Source organism: Sphingomonas quercus, from assembly GCF_018863195.1.
GTDB lineage: Bacteria > Pseudomonadota > Alphaproteobacteria > Sphingomonadales > Sphingomonadaceae > Solisphingomonas > Solisphingomonas quercus.
The window spans coordinates 379,814-398,166 of sequence record NZ_JAHKRT010000003.1 but is presented as its reverse complement, the minus strand read 5'-3'; the positions used below and the strand labels follow the sequence as shown (position 1 = coordinate 398,166).

General features: G+C 69.3%; 14 protein-coding genes and 1 tRNA gene. 5 read left to right on the top strand and 10 right to left on the bottom strand.

Going from position 1 to position 18,353, the window contains the following annotated elements; all coding sequences use genetic code 11:
* The 4 genes from KOF26_RS07670 to KOF26_RS07655 form a co-directional block, all read right to left on the bottom strand.
* Complete coding sequence (locus tag KOF26_RS07670; RefSeq protein ID WP_216322696.1) at positions 1 to 1,281, bottom strand: sugar MFS transporter; 1,281 nt, start codon at positions 1,279 to 1,281, stop codon at positions 1 to 3.
* Positions 1,282 to 1,309: 28 nt separating this feature from the next.
* Positions 1,310 to 3,538, bottom strand: coding sequence for a beta-glucosidase family protein (locus tag KOF26_RS07665; protein WP_216322694.1), 2,229 nt, complete (start codon positions 3,536 to 3,538; stop codon positions 1,310 to 1,312).
* 5 nt (positions 3,539 to 3,543) lie between these two features.
* Positions 3,544 to 5,088, bottom strand: coding sequence for a tryptophan halogenase family protein (locus KOF26_RS07660; RefSeq protein ID WP_216322691.1), 1,545 nt, complete (start codon positions 5,086 to 5,088; stop codon positions 3,544 to 3,546).
* A gap of 210 nt (positions 5,089 to 5,298) precedes the next feature.
* Entirely contained in the window at positions 5,299 to 7,731 is a 2,433-nt protein-coding gene (locus KOF26_RS07655) for a TonB-dependent receptor (protein WP_216322688.1), read from the bottom strand.
* 379 nt (positions 7,732 to 8,110) lie between these two features.
* On the opposite strand from KOF26_RS07655, the gene KOF26_RS07650 reads away from it, so the two are divergent.
* The 3 genes from KOF26_RS07650 (at position 8,111) to KOF26_RS07640 (ending at position 11,413) form a co-directional block, all read left to right on the top strand.
* On the top strand, positions 8,111 to 9,145 hold the full coding sequence (locus tag KOF26_RS07650; protein WP_216322685.1) for a LacI family DNA-binding transcriptional regulator: 1,035 nt from the start codon (positions 8,111 to 8,113) through the stop codon (positions 9,143 to 9,145).
* A gap of 173 nt (positions 9,146 to 9,318) precedes the next feature.
* Positions 9,319 to 10,527, top strand: a complete 1,209-nt coding sequence (locus KOF26_RS07645) for an MFS transporter (protein WP_216322682.1) — start codon at positions 9,319 to 9,321, stop codon at positions 10,525 to 10,527.
* Between the two features lie 37 nt (positions 10,528 to 10,564).
* Positions 10,565 to 11,413 carry a metallophosphoesterase family protein gene (locus KOF26_RS07640; protein ID WP_216322680.1) on the top strand — a complete coding sequence of 283 codons (849 nt, stop codon included), beginning with the start codon at positions 10,565 to 10,567 and terminating at the stop codon, positions 11,411 to 11,413.
* Here KOF26_RS07640 and KOF26_RS07635 read toward each other — a convergent pair.
* Positions 11,403 to 12,308 carry an NAD(P)-dependent oxidoreductase gene (locus KOF26_RS07635; RefSeq protein WP_216323138.1) on the bottom strand — a complete coding sequence of 302 codons (906 nt, stop codon included), beginning with the start codon at positions 12,306 to 12,308 and terminating at the stop codon, positions 11,403 to 11,405. The genes KOF26_RS07640 and KOF26_RS07635 overlap by 11 nt on opposite strands.
* A gap of 94 nt (positions 12,309 to 12,402) precedes the next feature.
* On the opposite strand from KOF26_RS07635, the gene KOF26_RS07630 reads away from it, so the two are divergent.
* Together KOF26_RS07630 and KOF26_RS07625 are read left to right on the top strand one after the other, a co-directional pair.
* Positions 12,403 to 12,476, top strand: a tRNA-Gly gene (locus KOF26_RS07630).
* A gap of 77 nt (positions 12,477 to 12,553) precedes the next feature.
* The gene (locus KOF26_RS07625) at positions 12,554 to 12,763 is read left to right on the top strand and encodes a hypervirulence associated TUDOR domain-containing protein (RefSeq protein ID WP_216322678.1); all 210 of its coding nucleotides are present in this window, start codon (positions 12,554 to 12,556) and stop codon (positions 12,761 to 12,763) included.
* A gap of 57 nt (positions 12,764 to 12,820) precedes the next feature.
* On the opposite strand, the gene KOF26_RS07620 is transcribed toward KOF26_RS07625, so the two are convergent.
* The 5 genes from KOF26_RS07620 to KOF26_RS07600 all read right to left on the bottom strand — a co-directional run bounded on the left by KOF26_RS07620 (position 12,821) and on the right by KOF26_RS07600 (position 18,283).
* Complete coding sequence (locus tag KOF26_RS07620) at positions 12,821 to 13,189, bottom strand: JAB domain-containing protein (protein ID WP_216322676.1); 369 nt, start codon at positions 13,187 to 13,189, stop codon at positions 12,821 to 12,823.
* 155 nt (positions 13,190 to 13,344) lie between these two features.
* The gene (gene ftsH, locus KOF26_RS07615; protein WP_216322674.1) at positions 13,345 to 15,306 is read right to left on the bottom strand and encodes an ATP-dependent zinc metalloprotease FtsH; all 1,962 of its coding nucleotides are present in this window, start codon (positions 15,304 to 15,306) and stop codon (positions 13,345 to 13,347) included.
* 85 nt (positions 15,307 to 15,391) lie between these two features.
* Entirely contained in the window at positions 15,392 to 16,414 is a 1,023-nt protein-coding gene (tilS, locus tag KOF26_RS07610; RefSeq protein WP_363182046.1) for a tRNA lysidine(34) synthetase TilS, read from the bottom strand.
* Positions 16,395 to 17,378 (bottom strand): tetratricopeptide repeat protein, encoded by a 984-nt coding sequence (locus KOF26_RS07605; RefSeq protein WP_216322669.1) that lies wholly within the window; start codon positions 17,376 to 17,378, stop codon positions 16,395 to 16,397. The genes tilS and KOF26_RS07605 overlap by 20 nt, the downstream gene beginning before the upstream one ends.
* Before the next feature lie 59 nt (positions 17,379 to 17,437).
* A complete protein-coding gene (locus KOF26_RS07600) occupies positions 17,438 to 18,283 on the bottom strand; it encodes a helix-turn-helix domain-containing protein (protein WP_216322667.1) in 846 nt (281 codons plus the stop codon).
* Positions 18,284 to 18,353 lie beyond the last annotated feature (70 nt).

Here is an 18,353-nt window from a genome sequence, read left to right as displayed (position 1 = left end):
TCAGGCCTCGACCGCCGGATGGGTTCGGCAATAGCGCGCGAACACCGCGATCAGGACATAGCAGAGCGCCGGCACGATCAGCGCGAAGCGCAGGCCCGAGGCATCCGCGACCCGCCCGGCGAGCAGCGGCACGATGGCGCCGCCGACGATCGCCATGCAGATGATGCCCGAGCCCTCCGCCGCGCGAGGGCCGAGCCCCTCGCTGGCCAGGCTGAAGATGGTCGGGAACATGATCGCGTTCATCAGCCCGACGCCGAGTAATGCCCAGCCCGAGGCGAGGCCGGTGGTGTTGGCCGAGATCAGGATCAGCGCGATGGCGCCGACCGCGACCGAGGCCAGCACGGTGCCGGGATGGACGATACGCAGCACCGCCGCGCCGATGAAGCGGCCGACCAGCGCCCCACCCCAGTAGAAGATGAGATGCTTGCCGGCATCCTCCGCGCCGATGCCGAGCACGTCCGGCTGGATCAGATAGTTGACGAGCAGCGAGCCGATCGCGACCTCGGCGCCGACATAGAGAAAGATGCCGAGCGTGCCGAAGGCGAAGCGCGGCCGGCGGAGCAGCCCGAACGCCTGGAGGATATTGTCCTTCGCCTGCACCTCGCGCAGCCGGTTGCGGCGCAGCCAGACGACAGCGGCGATGATCAGCAGCGCAGCGGCGAGGCCGAGATAGGTGTGGACGATGGTGCGGGTCTCGGCGGCGCGATAGGCGGCGAGCGCGGTGCCGGAGAGCGAGCCCGGGTCGACGCTGGCGAGCGAGCCGAGGATCAGCACCGAGCCGACCGGTGGAAAGATCGTCGTGCCGAGCGAATTGAACGCCTGGGCGAAGGTCAGCCGGCTGTGCGCGGTGTGGGTGTCACCGAGCATCGAGATCAGCGGATTGGCGACGACCTGCACGATGGTGATGCCGGCGCCGAGCACGAACAGCGCCGCCAGGAACAGCGCGAAGGTGCCCGAGCCCGAGGCCGGGATGAACAGCAGGCAGCCGGCCATCATCGTCAGCAGGCCGATTGAGGCGGTGCGCATATAGCCGACGCGCTGGACGATCATCGCGGCGGGCAGCGAGACGATGAAATAGGCGGCGAAGAACGCCGACTGGACGAACATCGCCTCGTGATAGCTGAGCGTGAACAGCGCCTTCAGCTTGGGGATCAGCACGTCGTTGAGACTGGTGATGCCGCCGAAGATGAAGAACAGCGCGAACACGAACCAGCGCAGATCGGCGACCGATCCACTGGTGCGCGCGGCGTGCTGATCGCCGGAGGTGGGGCTCATGGCCATGATCGTTCCTTCTGTCGCAACCGGACGATCAGCGTGCCAGCCGCGCGGGCGCCACGTCCAGCGTCATGACAAGGGCGCGATCGGTCGCCGAACGAGCGACGGCGACGGCGCGGGGGCCGCCCGCGACCACCCAGGCCCTGGTCGCCGGATCGAAGCGCGCGAAGGTTCGCCGATCGAGTGGCACGGTAACGCGCCGCGTCTCGCCGGGTGCCAGAGTCAGGCGGGTGAAGCCGGCCAGCCGCCACGTGACGAGGCCGCCCGCATCTGTCGATTGCATGTAGATTTGCGGCACGTCGGCGCCGGCGCGCGCGCCCGCATTGGTGACGTCGAGGCTGACCGAAGGCGTCTCGCCGCCGCTCGCCGTGGCGTTGGCATAGGTGAAGCGTGTGTAGGACAGGCCGTAGCCGAACGGGAAGAGCGGGGTGCGGCCGGTCTTCTCATACCAGCGATAGCCGACATTGGCGCCTTCGGGATAATCGACCGCGAACGGGGCGATCTTCGCGGTCTTGTCGCCGGCCTCGCGGGCTCTCTCCATGGCGTGGAGGTTGGCGAGCCCGACAGGCGCCGGGCGCGGCGCCTGATCGGCCGACACCGGCAGGGTGATCGGCAGGCGACCGGACGGATTGACATCGCCGAACAGGATGTTGGCGATGGCCTCTCCGCCACGCTGGCCGGGATACCAGGCGTGGAGCACCGCCGGCACGCGAGCGATCCACGGCATCAGCACCGGGCCGCCCGTCTCCAGCACGACCAGCGAACGCTTGTTGGCGGCGGCGACCGCCTCGATCAGCGCATCCTGGTTGTCGGGGAGCGCCAGCGTCTCGGCATCCTGCGCCTCGGTCTGCCATTGCCAGGCGAAGACGATGGCGAGATCCGCGTCGCGCGCGGCGGCGGCCGCGGCGGCCGGATCGCTGCCGTCGATGTAGGTGACCTCGGCCTGCGGGGCGAGCGCGCGGATCGCCTTCATCGGCGAGGAGGCGTGCCAGGTGATGCGCGCAAAGGAGGACGCCTCGCCTCTCGTCAGCGGAATCTCGACGGGGGCGCCGCCGGTCGAGCGGACCTGCGACGAGCCGCCGCCGGAGAGCACGCCGACATCGGCATGGGCGCCGATCAGGACGATCCGCTTCGCCGTCTTCGCCAGCGGCAACAGGCCGCCCTCGTTCTTGAGGAGGACGATGCCCTGCTCGGCGGCCTGCTGCGCCACCGCGGCGTGGGCGGCGAGATCGATCGGCCGGGGTTTGGCCGGCGTCGGATCGTCGTAGAGACCGCTGGAGATGACGCCGGTGAGGATGCGGCGGACCATGTCGTCGAGCCGGGCCTGCGGGACGCGGCCGGCCTTCACTGCCTCGGCGAGCGGCTTGCCGAAGAACATCGCGGAATCGAGTTCCTGGCCGGATTGCTGGTCGAGGCCGGCATTGGCCGCTTTCTCGGTGGAATGGACGCCGCCCCAATCGGACATCACCCAGCCCGGATAGGCCCAGTCGCCCTTGAGCACGCCGTTCAACAGCGCGTCATTCTCGCACGACCAGTCGCCATTGACCTTGTTGTAGGCGCACATCACCGAGCCGGGACGGCCGCGCTCGATGGCGATCTCGAAGGCGAGCAGGTCGCTTTCGCGCAGCGCCACCGGGTCGATGCGCGCGTCGAGGATCTGGCGGCCGGTCTCCTGCGCGTTGAGCGCGAAATGCTTGACGGTGGAGACGATATGGTTGCTCTCCACCCCCTTGATCGCCTCCCCGGCCATGACGCCGGCGAGCAGCGGATCCTCGCCGAGATATTCGAAGTTGCGGCCGTTCCACGGATCGCGGGTAAGGTTGACGCCGCCGGCGAGCAGGATGTTGAAGGTCTTGGCGCGCGCCTCCGCCCCCGCCATCGCGCCGCCGGCGCGCGCGATCTCGGGATTGAAGCTGGCGGCGGTGGCGAGGCCGGCGGGGAGCGCGGTGGCGGTGTCGCCCTTGCGCTGCTCGACCTGATTGGCAACGCCGAGGCTGGCGTCGCTCTCGCGCAGCGCCGGGATGCCGAGGCGCGGCACGCCCGGGACGAGGCCGGCGGACGGGATCATGTTCAGCGAGGCCGGCACGCCCTTGGCCAGCGGCGGGAAATAGCCGTGGACATAGGCGAGCTTCTCGTCCTGCGTCATTGCCGCGACGAGCAGGCCGGCGCGCTCGGATGGAGAGAGGCTGCGGTCGGCCCAGGGCTGGGCGGCGCCGGCGGCGGTGCCGGCGAGAAGAGCGGCGAGGATCAGGGCTTTCATCATGTCCTTCAGGCGGCGAGGCGCAGCTGGTCGAGCAGCGCGCGATGGCTCGGGAGGGCGGCGACCGCCTGATCGGCGGCCTGGCGCACGCGGATGAAGGCGGCGCCGGCGTCGGCGTCGGCGGGAGTCACCGCCAATGTCGCGGCGGGATCGGTGCGGAAGCCCATGCCGTAGAGGATGAAGCGCCAGCTCGCCGACAAGAAAGTCTCGTGATCGACGACGAAGTCGAAGCGCGAGGGCGGGCGGTGGCGCCACTGGGCGAGCTTGTCGCGCAGGCCTTCGGGCCAGGTGGCGGGATCGGTGTTGTCGCGCCAATAGGCGGTGTCGCGCCGGCCGCTGATGCAATAATGCAGCTTGAGGAACTCGACGATGGCGGCGAAGCGGGCGGCCATCAGCTGGTTGAACTGGCGCGACGCGGCAGCCATCGCGCCGGCATCGAGCGCGGGGGCGGCGAGGAAATCGCCGAGCATCCGCGCGGCGATCTCGATCAGCATGATGCCGGTGGATTCGAGCGGCTCGAAGAAGCCGGCGGCAAGGCCGATGGCGGCGCAATTGCCGACCCACTGGCGCTCGCGATAGCCGGTGGCGAAGCGCAGCTGGCGGACGGAGAGGCCATCCGCGCCTTTCCCGACATAGGCGCGCAGCACGCGCTCAGCGGCTTCGTCGTCGGAGTGGCGGCTGGAATAGACATAGCCGATGCCGCGCCGGGCGCCGAGGCCGATGTCCCACGTCCAGCCGGCCTCATGGGCGGTGGCCAGCGTATAGGGGCGGATCGGGGTGTCGGCAGCGGCGTGCGGCACCTGGATGGCGAGCGCGCGATCGTTGAACAACACTCCGCCGCACGAGGCGAAGGGGCTGGCCAGCGTGTCGCCGATCAGCAGCGCGCGGAAGCCCGAACAGTCGACGAAGAAATCACCGGCGACGGCCGCGCGGCCATCGGTGGGGACGACGGCGGCGATGGTGCCGTCGGGCGCGCGGCGAACTTCGCCGATCGTCGCCTCGATGCGCTCGACGCCGTGGCCGATCGCGGTGTCGCGCAGGTACGCGGCAAAGCGGGCGGCGTCGAAATGATAGGCATAGTTCATCGGCCCGGCGAAGGCGGGATCCTCTGCCCGCTTGGGCGCGCGGCCGGCGCGGATGACATGGCCCTGCGCCGTCACCGCATCGGCATAAGAGGGCCTGCGCGCCTCGCCCTCGGCCTTGATCCAGTAGGGCAGCAGGCCCGGCTCGTCGCCGCCATAGGGCAGGTTGAACGGGTGGAAATAATCGTCGGCGGGGCTGCCCGGGGTGGGGCCGCCCGCCCAGTCCACGAAGCGGACGCCCTGCTTGAAGCTGGCGTCGGCCTCCTTGAGGAAGCGGCGCTCGTCCGCGCCGATCGCTGCCAGCGTGTCGCGGATGGTGGGGAAGGTGCCCTCGCCGACGCCGATGATGCCGATATCGGCGGATTCGACGACGGTCACTGCCCAGCCCGCCGGGCCGAGCGTCCGGATCAGCCAGGCCGCGGTGAGCCAGCCCGCCGTGCCGCCGCCGACGATGACGATGCGTCGGTTCATGCTGCCGTTTCCCTGATCCTGAACGCGTCCCGCTCGTTTCGAGCTAGCCGGGAAGCCGGCGTTGCGCCTGTCGGGATGCCGTGGCTGCTTCTCAACAGGCCCGAAGCGAACAGGCGCGGAACCACGACTTCAACAAAAGAGCGGCCATCGCTCTCGGAGCGAGGCGATGGCCGCAGAATGCCATGACGGGGGGACATGGCGGGAGGGGGATCAGAAGTTGGCGCGCGCCCGGACGCCCCAGGTGCGGGGCGGCTGCAATACCGACAGGAAGATCGGCGTCGCCGGCGCACCGAATGATCCGGCGTTGGTACGGATGTTCTTGTTCTCGATGTTCTGCACGAACGCCTCGACCAGGAACTTGCCACCGTCCTTCTGCCAGCGGATCGACGCATCGGACCGGAAATAGGCCTTCTGGCGATCGAAGTCGGTGCCGTAGACGCCGCGCGCCGTACCGGTGAGGTTCGGATTCACGAATGGATTTCCGTCACCGTTGAAGTAGCTGAGCCAGCTCTTCGTCTCATAATGGGTGGTGAAGCGCGGCGTGATCGTGTCGCCGTTCGCCAGATCGAAGTCATGCTCGTAGCTGATCGTGCCCGAGAAGCGCGGCGCGTGGGCCAGCTCGTTGCCCTTCAGCTCCGCCACCTTGCCCTGGTCGGAGTTGTTGTAGAGGCGGGCGTCGATGCTCTGCAGCTCATCCAGCTTGGTCTTCTGCACGGTGGCCGAGCCCTGGATGCGATCATGATCGGTGACGTTCCAGTTCAGCTCCGCCTCGATGCCATAGGCCTTGGCGCCCTTGGCATTCTGGGTGACGAGCTGGCTGGAGATGACGTTGCCGTTGGCGTCGCGATTGGTGACCGCCTGATTGACCTGATAGCCCTTGAAGTCGGAATAATAGGCGGCGAGGTTCAAGGTCGCGCGGTTGTCGAACAACCGGCTCTTGAGGCCGACTTCATAGTTGGTCAGCGATTCCGGATCGGTGAGGCCGGCATTGTCCTGGATGTTGCCGGACTTGAAGCCGCTGCTGACGCTGGCATAGCCGAGCATGCCGGCGGTGATGTCGGCATCGACGCGGGCGAGATAGGTGATCTTGTCCCACTTGCCCTTCACGTCGTTGTTGGCGATGCCGAAGCCCGGCAGCAGCGAGACCAGCTCGGCCGCCGTCGCATCGGGATACTGGCCGAAGATGCCGGTGGTGCAGGCGCCGCCGGGCGCGCTCTGCTCGGGCGTGCAGGGCGAGCCACCGAAGGTGACGTTGCGGCCGCCGACATCCTTCTTGTGATCGTCGGTGTAGCGCAGGCCGCCGGTCACCCGGATGCCGTCGGTGACGTGCCAGGTGGCCTGACCGAAGGCGGCATAGCTGTCGATCTCGCGATCGCTCTGGATGAAGCTGCCGGCCCAGCTGAAGGTGCCGTTGCGATAGCCGTTGCGCTGATCGATATCGAAGCGGATCGCGTTCTTCTCATGGCTGTAATAGGCGCCGAGGATCCAGTCGATCGTCTGGGTGCCGCGCGACTTGAGCTGCACCTCGTGGCTCTGGAATTCGTAGCGCGACCAGACCGTGCGGTTTTCCTGGAAGGCGCCGCCCGGGGTGTTGGGCCCGGTCGGCGGCAGCACGCCGGCATCGGAATCGACGGCGGTGGTGCCGCCGATCTTCTGATAGCCGCCGATATAGCTGAGCTGGATGGCGTCCGAGATGTTGTAATCCATCGTCGAGCGGATGTTGACCGACCAGCGATCCTGCTCCGGCGCGGTGTCCGCCAGGATCGACCAGCGCTTCTGGCCGCTGCGCGGCGTCTGCATCAGGCCGGTGACGGGGGTGCCGGTATCCTTGTAACCCTCGACATTGAGGTTCCAGCTGAACCGGTCGGACGGCTCCCACAGCACACTGACGCGGCCGGACTGCTGATCGGCGGCGTAATATTTCTGGCCGGAGGTGACGAAGGCCGAGGGGCTGACGCCCGGAACGTTCGGCGCCTGCTGGTAATCGGCATAGCCATCATGGCGATCGGTGATCGCCGAGACGCGCACGGCCAGCGTGTCGGTGACGGGAATATTGATCGCGCCGCGCAGGCCGAGACGGCTGTAGGAGCCGGCGACGCCCTCGACATAGGCGGAGAATTCGCCGAGCACCGGCTTGGCGGTGGTGAGGTTGAGGGCGCCGACCGTGGCGTTGCGGCCGAACAACGTCCCCTGCGGGCCGCGCAGCACCTCGACGCGCTCCATGTCGTACATCAGCACCGAGGCGCCCTGGGCGCGCGGGCTGTAGACGCCGTCGACATAGATGGCGACTTCCGGATCGGCGACCTCGGTATAGGCGCTGTCATTGCCTATGCCGCGCAGCGTCAGCAGCACGGCCGACTGATCGCCCTGCTGATTGAACTGGAGCGAGGGGACGAAACGGGCCAGATCGGTGACGTCCTTGACCTGCTGCCGATCGAGCGTCGCCTGGCTGAACGCCGAGATGGCGACCGGCGTCGACTGAAGGCTCGTCTCGCGGCGCGTCGCTGTGACGACGATGTCCGCGATCGCGCCGTTCCCGGCGGCCGGCGAGGCTGCGGCGGCGGTGTCCTGCGCGAAGGCGGGCTGGGCCGCGATCGCCAGGCTGAGCGCCGTGCCGGCAGCGAGAATCGCCCCGTTCCTCATAATGTTCTCCCTGTTCCCGCCAGATGCGGCGGACAATATTTTTCCATCACGGATGCGGAGGCCCGTATCCGTCCCTGCAAGACGATGATGTCGCAGCACGAGCGAAGTCTTTCCGCGCTCATCACGCAGCTGACCTCCCCGGTTCGTCTTGATAAATGGCAATAGCTTGCGCAGCCGCGCCCAGCCTCACCCTTTCATGACTGTTCCTCTCGTGCGCCGGGGCTCGACGGCCCGCGTGCGAGTCGCTTAGAGCATATGTTGTGAACGTTCACAACAGAAAATATCCTTTGTGATTATCGTTGCAGTGCGGGGCCGGCGGCGGATAAGCCTGCCCGCGCGGGGATGGCGACCGACAGGCAGGGCAGGCGATGCAGGGCGCATGAAATCAGTCACGATCAGGCATGTCGCCGAGGAGGCAGGGGTCTCGCTGCAGAGCGTGTCGCGGGTCATCAACAATGGCCCGAACGTCACCGACGCGCTGCGCGACCGGGTGCGCGCGGCGATCGACAAGCTCGGCTATGTGCCGAACATGGCGGCGCGGCGCATGGGCGGATCGAAATCCTATCTGCTCATCGCCTTCAACGACCGTGAGCCGACGCTGGAGAAATGGCGCGCCGGACGCGGCAGCGACTGGGTGGCGCAGATGCTGCTCGGGGCGATGCCGCGCTGCGAGGCGGACGGATATCATCTGCTGCTTGAGCTGCTCGACGGGCATCAGGCGCGGCTGCACCAGCGCGTCGATGCGATCGTCTCTTCGTTGCGGCCGGACGGGGTGATCCTGACGCCGCCCCATTCGCAGGACGCCGCCATCCTCGATCGGCTGGACGCGCGGCGCGTGCCCTATGCGCGGCTGAGCGCGGGCGGTGGCGATGCGCGCGGCCACCGTATCGAGATGGACGAAAACGAGGCCGCTGCGGTGGCGACGCGCCATCTGATCGGGCTTGGCCACCGGCGGATCGGCTTCCTCGCGGGGAGCGCCGACTATGCGGTGAGCGGGGTCCGGCTGGCCGGCTTTCGCCGGGCGATGACCGAAGCCGGGCTGACGGTGGCCCCGGAGCTGGTGCAGGAGGGCGAGTTCAGCTTCGAATCCGGGCTGGCGGCGGCCGATGCGCTGCTCGCGCTCAAGGATCGGCCGACGGCGGTGATCGCGAGCAGCGACGAGCAGGCGCTGGCGATGCTGCACCGGGCGGGGGATGCCGGGCTGGCGGTGCCCGACGCGCTGTCGCTGGTCAGTTTCGACGACACGCCGCCGGTCAGCTTCAGCCTGCCGGCGCTGACCGCCATCCGCCATCCCACCGCGGCGATGGCCGAGCGAGCGGCGGCGCTGCTCATCGAGGGCGCGGCGCCGGACGGCACGGTGCATGTGCTGCCGTTCGAATTCGTGGTGCGCGGGTCCACTGCGCGGCCGGGCTGAGGGATTGGCCGTCGTTTTTTTGGGGAGCTACCCGTCCGGTTCGCCTCGGGGAGAGGCCGGGCTTGTCGAAGCCTCGTGTCGAAGGGCCGTTGCGCCATCGCCCTTCGATACGGCATTTCGACAGGCTCGATGCCTGTTCAGGACGAACGGTTGGGGGGATTGTGAACGATTCCATGACTGACCGCGCCCTCGCCCGGTTCAACTGGCTTTATCCGGCGGCCAATGCCGGGGCCTATATCGCCTTCCTGCCGCTATTGACCATCGCCGTGCCGCTGCGCGCCGAGGGGCTGGCGGGGGCGGGGAAGGTGGTGCTGCTGAGCGAGACGTTGCTCGCCGGCGTGATCGTCGCCACCATCGCCAATGTCGTCGCCGGCCTGCTCAGCGACCGTAGCCGGGCGCGGGCGGGGACGCGGCTGCCCTGGCTGTGGATCGGGCTGGCCGGCGCCTGGGCGAGCTATGCGCTGATCGCCATGGCGCCGGACGGATGGCGGCTGATGCTGGGCGTGGTGCTGTTCCAGCTGTTCTTCAACACGATGTTCAGCCCGATGACCGCGTTGTTCGCCGACAAGGTGCCGGATCGGCTCAAGGGGCGGGTGTCGGCCTATACCAATCTCGCCTGGCCGCTGGGCTCGCTGGCCTCGGCGCTGGTCGGCCTGCCGGTGCTGGCGACGGACGGCGCGCGCATCCTCACCATTGCGGTGATGATGGGCGGGCTGATCCTGCCGCTGATGCTGTTCTGGCCGCGAGACCTGCCCGACACCGCCGATACCGGCGCCGGCGCGGGCATTGCCGTGGAGGCGGTGGCGCGGCGCTGGGCGGCGTTTCGCAGCCTGTGGTTCGCCAAGTTCATGGTGCAGCTCTCGGGCACGGTGCTGACCGGCTATTTCCTGTTCTACCTCAAGGACGGGGTGCGGCTGGCAGGGCCGGAGGCGCAGCTCGGCTTCGCGTGGACGATGACGGTGGCAACGGCGGTGACGGCGCTCGCCTCGCTCGGCGCGGGGCGCTGGTCCGATCGATCGGGGCGGCGGCGGCCGTTCCTGCTCGGCGCCATCGCGCTGATGGCGGCCGGCCTGCTGCTGATGCTGGCGCGGCCGGACCGGCTGGCGGCGATGGGCGGCTATACCCTGTTCAGCGCCGGGCTCGGCGTGTTCCTGACCATCGACGTGGCGCTGGTCGCGCAGATATTGCCGTCAGCCCGCCATCGCGGCCGCGATCTCGGGCTGATGAACTGCGCCAACACCTTGCCGGCGGTGGCCGGGCCGCTGGTGGCGATGGCGACGCTGGACGATGCGGGCAATGGCTATGGCGCGCTGTTCCTGGTGCTGCTGGCGGGGCTGGCGGCGGGCGGCGTGGCGATCGCGCTCGGCCGCGCGCTGCGATAGGTATCGCGGCGGCCGGCTTCGCGGTAAGGCGCGGCGCATGGTGGTGAGGCGACTGATCGACCTGGCGCGGGCGAAACCGGCCAGCGGCGCGGAGGAAGGCGTGGACGCTTATTCCCGGCGATTGGCGCGCATCCGCAGCCCCCGCCACGGCTATGTCGCGCCGGAAGGCGAGCGGCTCTACGCAATCGGCGACATCCATGGCCGCGACGATCTGCTCGGCGAGCTGCTGGCGATGATCGACGCCGACAATGCCGCGCGGCGGCCGGCGCGCACGACGCTCGTCTTCCTCGGCGATTATGTCGATCGCGGCCTGAATTCGCGCGGCGTGATCGAAGCGCTGATGGCGCTGGAGGCGGCGGGGCGGCGGGCGGTGTTCCTGATGGGCAATCACGAGGAGGTGCTGCTGCTCGTCGCCCGGGGCGACCGGCGGGCGGCGGGCCTGTTCGATCAGGTCGGCGGGCGCGAGACGCTGCTCAGCTACGGCATCGACGAGATCGACTATGAGGGCGCCGACGCCGCTGGCCTCGCCGAGCTGATCCGGACGCATGTGCCGGCGGCGCATCTGCGCTGGATGCAGGAGCTGACGCCCTCCTACCAGGCGGGCGGCTATCTGTTCGTCCACGCCGGCATCCGGCCGGGCGTGGCGATGGAGGACCAGAAGAACAGCGACCTGCGCTGGATCCGCAGCGAATTCCTCGACAATGCGAGCGACCATGGCGCGCTGATCATCCACGGCCACTCGATCACCCCGGAGGTGGAGATGCGCGAGAACCGCATCGGCATCGACACCGGCGCCTATGCCAGCGGCCGGCTGACCGCGCTCGGCATGGAGGATGGCGAGCGCTGGATCCTGCAGACCGCCGGCAACGCCGACCCTAGCGGTTGAGGCCGGCGTTCCTGGCGACGGTGAGGCCGATGGCGGACCAGTCGACATCCTCGCCTTCCTTGACAAGCGTCTCGACCAGCTGCTCGCGGAGCAGGGCGAGGAACGGCATCGGCACGCGGGCGGCCTCGGCGGCGGCGCCGGCGAGCTTCATGTCCTTGAGGCCGAGCGGGGCGGCGAACGCGGCCGGGCGGAAGCGCTGCTCGAGGAGCAGCGCGCCGTAGTTGCGATAGACCGGCGCGTTGAAATGGGTGTCGGTAAGCACCTCGAGCAGCAGCGCGGGCGCAACGCCGCTCTTCTCGGCCAGCGCCATGGCCTCGGCCATCGCCTCGATGGCGGCGAGGATCAGGAAGTTGCCGGATAGCTTGACGAGATTGGCCGCCGACGGCCGCGTCCCGACGCGGAACGTGCGCCGCCCGATCGCATCGAGCAGGGGCTGGGCGCGATCGATATCGGCAGCGGGCCCGGCGGCGACGATGGTCAGCTGCGCCGCGGCGGCGGCATCGGGCCGGCCGAAGACCGGCGCCGAGATATAATGCTGGCCGCGCTCGACATGGAGATCGACGGCGTGGTCGGCGGTCGCGACGCCGATCGTGCTCAGCGAGACGTGCAGCGCACCCTCGCCGAGCCCGGCGAGCAACCCGTCGGCCCGGCGCAGCACGGCATGCAGCGCGGCATCGTCCGACAGCATCGAGAACACGATCTCCCGCCCCTCGGCGGCGGCCCGCGGCGTGGCGGCGACCTCCGCTCCCGCGGCGGCGAGCGCATCGGCCTTGTCGGGCGAGCGATTCCACACCGCCACCTCATGGCCGGCGCGCAGCAGGTTGAGCGCGATCGCCGTCCCCATTCGCCCCAGCCCCAGGAAACCGATCCTCATCGCTCTTGCCTCCCTGCCCATCATGCGGGCGATGATAGCGGCCTCGTCGACGCGTGGGAATCGCCGGGCTGGCGTTGACCGGGGCGGGGCGGCTGTGGCAGGTGGCTGACAGCGCGCGGGTGTAGCTCAATGGTAGAGCAGAAGCTTCCCAAGCTTACGACGAGGGTTCGATTCCCTTCACCCGCTCCAGCGCTCTCCGACATCCTTCCGATGGAGCCAATCGACGCAGCCGATGGTTGCTGATCGGTGGGTTGTGGAGAGACGCCATGAGCAAGAGCCTGAAGGCAGGGGATCACGTCCGCTGGGAAACCTCCCAGGGCACGACCTCGGGCACGGTCGTCCGCAAGGAGACCGGCACCACCAGCGCGGGTGGCCATCGCGCCAAGGCCAGCAAGGACGCGCCGCAATTTCGGGTGAAGAGCGACAAGACCGGCAAGGAAGCGGTGCATAAGCCGGAGGCGTTGAAGAAGCGCTGATGAGGGCTCCGGAAGCCTGATCGCTGCCCGCTCCCCTGTCGGAGCGATGGCGGAGCGCTAAAGCAGGCCGAGGGCGCGGAAGCTGGCGCAATGGCTGCGCGCGAAGATCAGATGATCCAGCAGGCGAATGTCCATGACGCGTGCGGCATTGGCGAGCGCGCGGGTGGCGGCGATGTCGTGTGCGCTGGGCGCGGGATCGCCGCTCGGGTGGTTATGGGCGATGACGATGCCGACGCCGCCGAGCTGGAGGGTGCGCCCGATCAGATGGCGGATCGGCAGGTCGATCCAGGCGCATGACAGGCCCTCGACCTCGTCGACGGCGAGCACCAGGCCGCATTCCGCCACATAGGCGGCATGAACCCGCTCCTTGTCGCGATGAGCAAGTGCCGGCCCGAGCAGGGTGACCGCGTCGGCGGCGCTTCGCAACTGTAAGGCGAGAGTCGGCATGGACGGCATCGCCGAAGAACATGCCCCAAAAGAGGACAATCTTCCGCAGAAGCTACTCCGAAACGGAGAAATCAGTCTCCGTCGTGGAGATATCAAATGGCGCGGCGCCTTGCGGTCGCCGCGCCATCAATTGATCAGGCGCCCTGGGGAGCGGGGCTGCCCATGCCGCCGCCCGGGCGGCGCGTCTTGGGGATGGAGGAGCCACCGGAAGCCGGCGCCACCGGACGGCGGCTGCGCGGGTCCTCGCGGCCGATATCCTCGCCGGCGATCGCCTTGCGGGCTTCCTCGCCGTTCAGCGTCTCGAACTCAAGCAGCGCGCCGGCAAGGCGATGCAGCTCGTCGAGATTGTCGGTCAGCACCTGGCGGGCGCGGGCCTCGCCTTCCTCGACGAGGCGGCGAACCTCCTGGTCGATGAGCTGGGCGGTCTGTTCGCTCATATGCTGGTTGCGCGACACCGAATGGCCGAGGAACACCTCGTCCTGGTTGTCGCGATAGCGCAGCCAGCCGAGCTTCTCCGACATGCCATATTCCATGACCATCGAACGGGCCATGTCGGTGGCCTGCTGGATGTCGTTGGAGGCGCCGGTGTTGAGCTCGTCCATGCCGTAGATGAGCTGCTCGGCGATGCGGCCGCCGAAGCAGAGCGCGAGGCGCGCCTTCATCTGCTTCATCGTCATCGAATAGCGGTCGCGCTCCGGCAGGTTCCAGGTCACGCCGAGCGCGCGGCCACGCGGGATGATCGTCACCTTGTGCAGCGGATCGCAGCCCGGAACATGGAGCGAGACGAGGGCGTGGCCGGCCTCGTGATAGGCGGTGGCCTTCTTCTCGTCCTCGGTCATGACCATGGACTTGCGCTCGGCGCCCATCATCACCTTGTCCTTGGCTTCCTCGAACTCGAGCATGGCGACGAGGCGCTTGCCCTTGCGGGCGGCGAGCAGCGCAGCCTCGTTGGCGAGGTTGGCAAGGTCGGCGCCGGAGAAGCCCGGCGTGCCGCGCGCGATGGTGCGGATGTCGACATCGGGCGCCAGCGGCAGCTTCTTGACGTGGACGCCGAGAATCTTCTCGCGGCCCTCGATGTCGGGCCGCGGCACGACGACCTGACGATCGAAGCGGCCGGGGCGCAGCAGCGCGGGGTCGAGCACGTCGGGCCGGTTGGTGGCCGCGACGATGATGATGCCCTCGTTCGCCTCGAAGCCGTCCATCTCGACGAGGAGCTGGTTGAGGGTCTGCTCGCGCTCGTCGTTGCCATTGCCGAGGCCGGCGCCGCGATGGCGGCCGACCGCGTCGATCTCGTCGATGAAGACGATGCAGGGCGCGTTCTTCTTGGCCTGCTCGAACATGTCGCGCACGCGGGATGCGCCGACGCCGACGAACATCTCGACGAAGTCGGAGCCGGAGATGGTGAAGAAGGGCACGTTCGCCTCACCGGCGATGGCGCGGGCGAGCAGGGTCTTGCCGGTGCCGGGCGAGCCGACGAGCAGCGCGCCCTTCGGGATCTTGCCGCCGAGACGCGCGAAGCGGGACGGGTCCTTCAGGAAATCGACGATCTCCTGCAATTCCTCGCGCGCCTCGTCGATGCCGGCGACGTCGTCGAAGGTGACGCGGCCCTGCTTCTCGGTAAGCATGCGCGCGCGGCTCTTGCCGAAGCCCATCGCGCCGGAGCCGGCGTTCTTCTGCATCTGGCGCACGACGAAGAAGCCGATGCCGAAGATCAGCAGGAACGGCAGCGACTGGTAGAGCATGATCATCCAGAAGCTGGCCTGCTCCTCCGGCTTGCCGGAGAAGGTGACGTTCTTGTCACGCAGCCGCTGGGCCAGCTGGGGATCGCCGGGCGAGAAGGTGCGGAAGGTCGAGTCGTTGGTGAAGTGGCCGCTGATCACGCCGCCGGCGCCGGAGCCCCCGGCGATCTCCACGTCCTTGACATTGCCTTCGTCGAGCCGCTGGAGAAACTCGGAATAGGCGATGCTGTCGCCCGCCTTGATGCGCGAGCCGCCGTCGAAGACCGAGACGAAGAGGACCAGGGCGAGCAGGATCGCCGCCCAGATCATCAGGCTCTTCATCCAGGGATTGCCGTCCGGACCCTTGTTCTCATTCATTGCATCATGGCTTTCATGCGGAGTCGCCAGCGAAGATAGGCATCCAGGCGTTAATGACAATGGAATGACGCAGCCATAGGGCCGATCAATGACCGCGCCGAGGCGGGGCGATGGCAAAATGCCATAATTTGCCACCCTCCGCGCGGATGCCGGCGAGCGTCGCCGTCTCCCCCGACTCGAGGGCCGCGGCAAACCGGGCGAGCGCCGGGCCGCGCGGCGGCGGGGCGGCACCGAGCGCCGTCAAGGCGCGCAGCAGCAGGCGGCGGCGCAACTCCGCGGGCAGGCCGGCGGGATCGAAGGCGATCCCGGCGGGGGAGACGGCGGCGCGTTCGGCCCACAGCCGGTCGGCGGTCCATTCCAGCGCGTCCTCGGCCTCGGCGAGGTTGGCAGCGGCGCGGGCGAGGCGATCGGCGTCGAGCCAGTCCGTGCCGGCGAGGAGGGCGCGGGCGGCGGTGCGATCATAGCGGGGATCGGCGTTGGAGGGGTCGGCGACCGCGATGATTCCGGCTGAGGCGACGATCGCGATCAGCTCGGCCTTGCGCCAGCCGAGGAGGGGGCGGACGATGGGAATCGTGCCGCTGTCGCCGCCGGCTGCATCCCGGGAGGCCCGACGCGAGCGGAGGGAGGTGGCGACGGCCCGGCGGGGCCGCACCCCCGCCAGCCCGGCGAGGCCGGCGCCGCGGGCGAGGCGGAGAAGGAGGGTTTCGGCCTGATCGTCGGCATGGTGGGCGGTGGCGATGGCGGGGAGGCCATGCGCCGCGGCCCAGCCGGCGAGGGCGGCATAGCGCACGGCGCGCGCGGCCGCCTGGACGCTGCCCCCGTCCGCCTCGACCGTCACGGCGAGGGTGGCATGCGGCACGTCGAGCGCCGCACAGAGCTTGGCGACGAAGCGCGCTTCCTCCGCGGCCTCCGCCCTCAGGCCATGATCGACGGTGGCGGCCTCGACGCGGCCGGGAAGTGCTGCCCGGGCCAGCAACAGCAGCGCGACGCTATCCGGCCCGCCCGAGACTGCGACGCCGAGACGATCGGCGTCGGTCAGTTTCGCCAGATCCGCGCGGAAGCGCCCGGCGGCGGCGGGGCCTTTGCCTTCAGGCCCCGCACTTGGCACTGGTGCGCGCGGTGGCGAGGCGGGACTTGGCGGCGGCGTCGAGCTTTTCGCCATAGACGTCGCGCAGCTCGTCATAGACGCGGCAGGCCTCGGTGGTCTTCTTCAGCTGGACCAGCGCCTGACCGAGATAATAAAGGCTGTCCGAGGCGCGCTCGCCGCGCGGGCTGGTCCGGTAATTGGTGTAGAGCGCCTCGGCGGCAAGCGCCGGCTTGCCCTCGTCCAGATAGGTGCGGCCAAGCAGATTCTGCGCATAGCTGTAGCGGCGATGCTTGGGATATTTGGTGGCGGCATCCTTCAACGCTGCTTCCGCCTCGGGATATTTCTTGGCCGCCCACAGGCGATAGCCGGAGAGATAGGCGTCCTCGGCGGGATCGCCGGTGGAGGGCGCCGCCGCCTCCACAGGCGCGGCCTCGGCGCCGGTCGTAGGCGGTGGCGGCGGCGTCGGTGCGGACTGGAACGGGCGGGTGCCGCGCGGCGGCAAGCCCGCCCGGCCAGGGGCGGCCGCGGCCGGCGGCGGCGGCACGACGATCGTCGGCGCGGCCCCGGCCGGTGCGGGCGCGGCACCGGCCGGCCCGGATGGGGTGCCGCCCTCCAGCGCCCCGAGGCGGAATTCGGTGTCTGATTTCAGCTTGTTGAGGACATCTTCAAGCTGGCGCGTCTTGAACTGGTTCTGCTCGACCTGGCCGGTGATCTGCTGGAGCTGGCGTTCCAGCGCGTCGACGCGGGCGGTGAGATCGTTGAGCGCGCTGTCCGACTGGAGCGCCGGCGCCGGGGCGGGAGCCGGGGCGGCCGGACGGATGTCCGGCTCGAGGAACTGCTCCCCGCCATTGGGGAAGACCTTGCGTTGCACCGCCCGCATTTCCTTCTCCAGCTTGCCGACGCGGCTGTCGACCGAGGCGGGCTGGGTGAGCGCGGGGGCCGAGGCACCGGCGAGGAGGAGCGCGGAGAGGAGAGCGATACGCATGAGATCTTCCCGATACTGATCCGGCGCGACAATCTAGCCGCCGGTGGCTGTCGCTGAGATTAAGGGGCGGCGGGCGGCGGCGCGACCGGGGTCGGCGCGGGCGCCGGTGCGGCGTCGTCGGTGGGGCGGGCGAGCAGGTCCGGCCCGCGCAGGCTGACGTCCTTGACGGTGTGGGCCGGTTTGCCGAGCGGCGCCACCTCGCGCCCGCCGACCGAGACCTTGAGCGATTCCGGCCGGCCGAGGCGGATCAGGGGTTCGGCCGCAGTGGCCGGCACCTCGTAGCTCTGGCCCGGAGTCAGCTCGCCCTGGAACAAGGTGGTGCCGGCGCGCTCGTAGACGCGGATCCAGGTCGGTTCGACGGCGGTGAGCAGCACCGGTCCGTCGGCGGCTGGGGCGGGCGCCACGGGCGCGGCCGGTCGGGGCGCGGCGACCGGCGCGGGAGGGGCGGCGGCGGGCTCGCCCGCGGCGGCAATACGCGCCTGATCGTCGGCGGTCTCGCCGGTGAAGCGCCCGTCGCGCCACAGCGCATAGGCAAGGATGATGATGAGCGCGACGAACGCCGCCGCCCAGGCCAGAGTGCGCGACGGCAAGCGGGCGGGATCGGCCGGCTCATAGCGCACCGCCTCGACGGTGCGGAAATTGGTGCGGTCGAAGTCCTGGCGGAATTCGGCGGCGAGCGCGACGCTGTCGAGCCCGACGACGCGCGCATAGGCCTTCACAAAGCCGGTGCTGTAGGGGGCCGCCGGCAGCTCGCCATTATCCCCCTCCTCGATCGCGGCGAGATGGCGTGCGTTGACGCGCGTCTGCTGCGCCACGTCGGCGACCGACAGGCCAGCCGCCTCGCGAGCGGCACGCAGGCGCGCGCCGACCGTTCCTCCCCGGGGATGCTCGTCCGTCTCGCTCATGCGATCCGCTGCACCTTATATGGAACATTGTTGCCTCTCCCCTCTGTGGCCTGTGGAGAGAGGCCAGTCA

Bases quoted from the DNA above. Each gene is read 5' to 3' on its own strand.
- KOF26_RS07670 (WP_216322696.1), bottom strand. From the start codon at position 1,281: ATGGCCATGAGCCCCACCTCCGGCGATCAGCACGCCGCGCGCACCAGT.
- KOF26_RS07665 (WP_216322694.1), bottom strand. From the start codon at position 3,538: ATGATGAAAGCCCTGATCCTCGCCGCTCTTCTCGCCGGCACCGCCGCC.
- KOF26_RS07660 (WP_216322691.1), bottom strand. From the start codon at position 5,088: ATGAACCGACGCATCGTCATCGTCGGCGGCGGCACGGCGGGCTGGCTC.
- KOF26_RS07655 (WP_216322688.1), bottom strand. From the start codon at position 7,731: ATGAGGAACGGGGCGATTCTCGCTGCCGGCACGGCGCTCAGCCTGGCG.
- KOF26_RS07650 (WP_216322685.1), top strand. From the start codon at position 8,111: ATGAAATCAGTCACGATCAGGCATGTCGCCGAGGAGGCAGGGGTCTCG.
- KOF26_RS07645 (WP_216322682.1), top strand. From the start codon at position 9,319: ATGACTGACCGCGCCCTCGCCCGGTTCAACTGGCTTTATCCGGCGGCC.
- KOF26_RS07640 (WP_216322680.1), top strand. From the start codon at position 10,565: ATGGTGGTGAGGCGACTGATCGACCTGGCGCGGGCGAAACCGGCCAGC.
- KOF26_RS07635 (WP_216323138.1), bottom strand. From the start codon at position 12,308: ATGGGCAGGGAGGCAAGAGCGATGAGGATCGGTTTCCTGGGGCTGGGG.
- KOF26_RS07625 (WP_216322678.1), top strand. From the start codon at position 12,554: ATGAGCAAGAGCCTGAAGGCAGGGGATCACGTCCGCTGGGAAACCTCC.
- ftsH (WP_216322674.1), bottom strand. From the start codon at position 15,306: ATGAATGAGAACAAGGGTCCGGACGGCAATCCCTGGATGAAGAGCCTG.
- KOF26_RS07605 (WP_216322669.1), bottom strand. From the start codon at position 17,378: ATGCGTATCGCTCTCCTCTCCGCGCTCCTCCTCGCCGGTGCCTCGGCC.
- KOF26_RS07600 (WP_216322667.1), bottom strand. From the start codon at position 18,283: ATGAGCGAGACGGACGAGCATCCCCGGGGAGGAACGGTCGGCGCGCGC.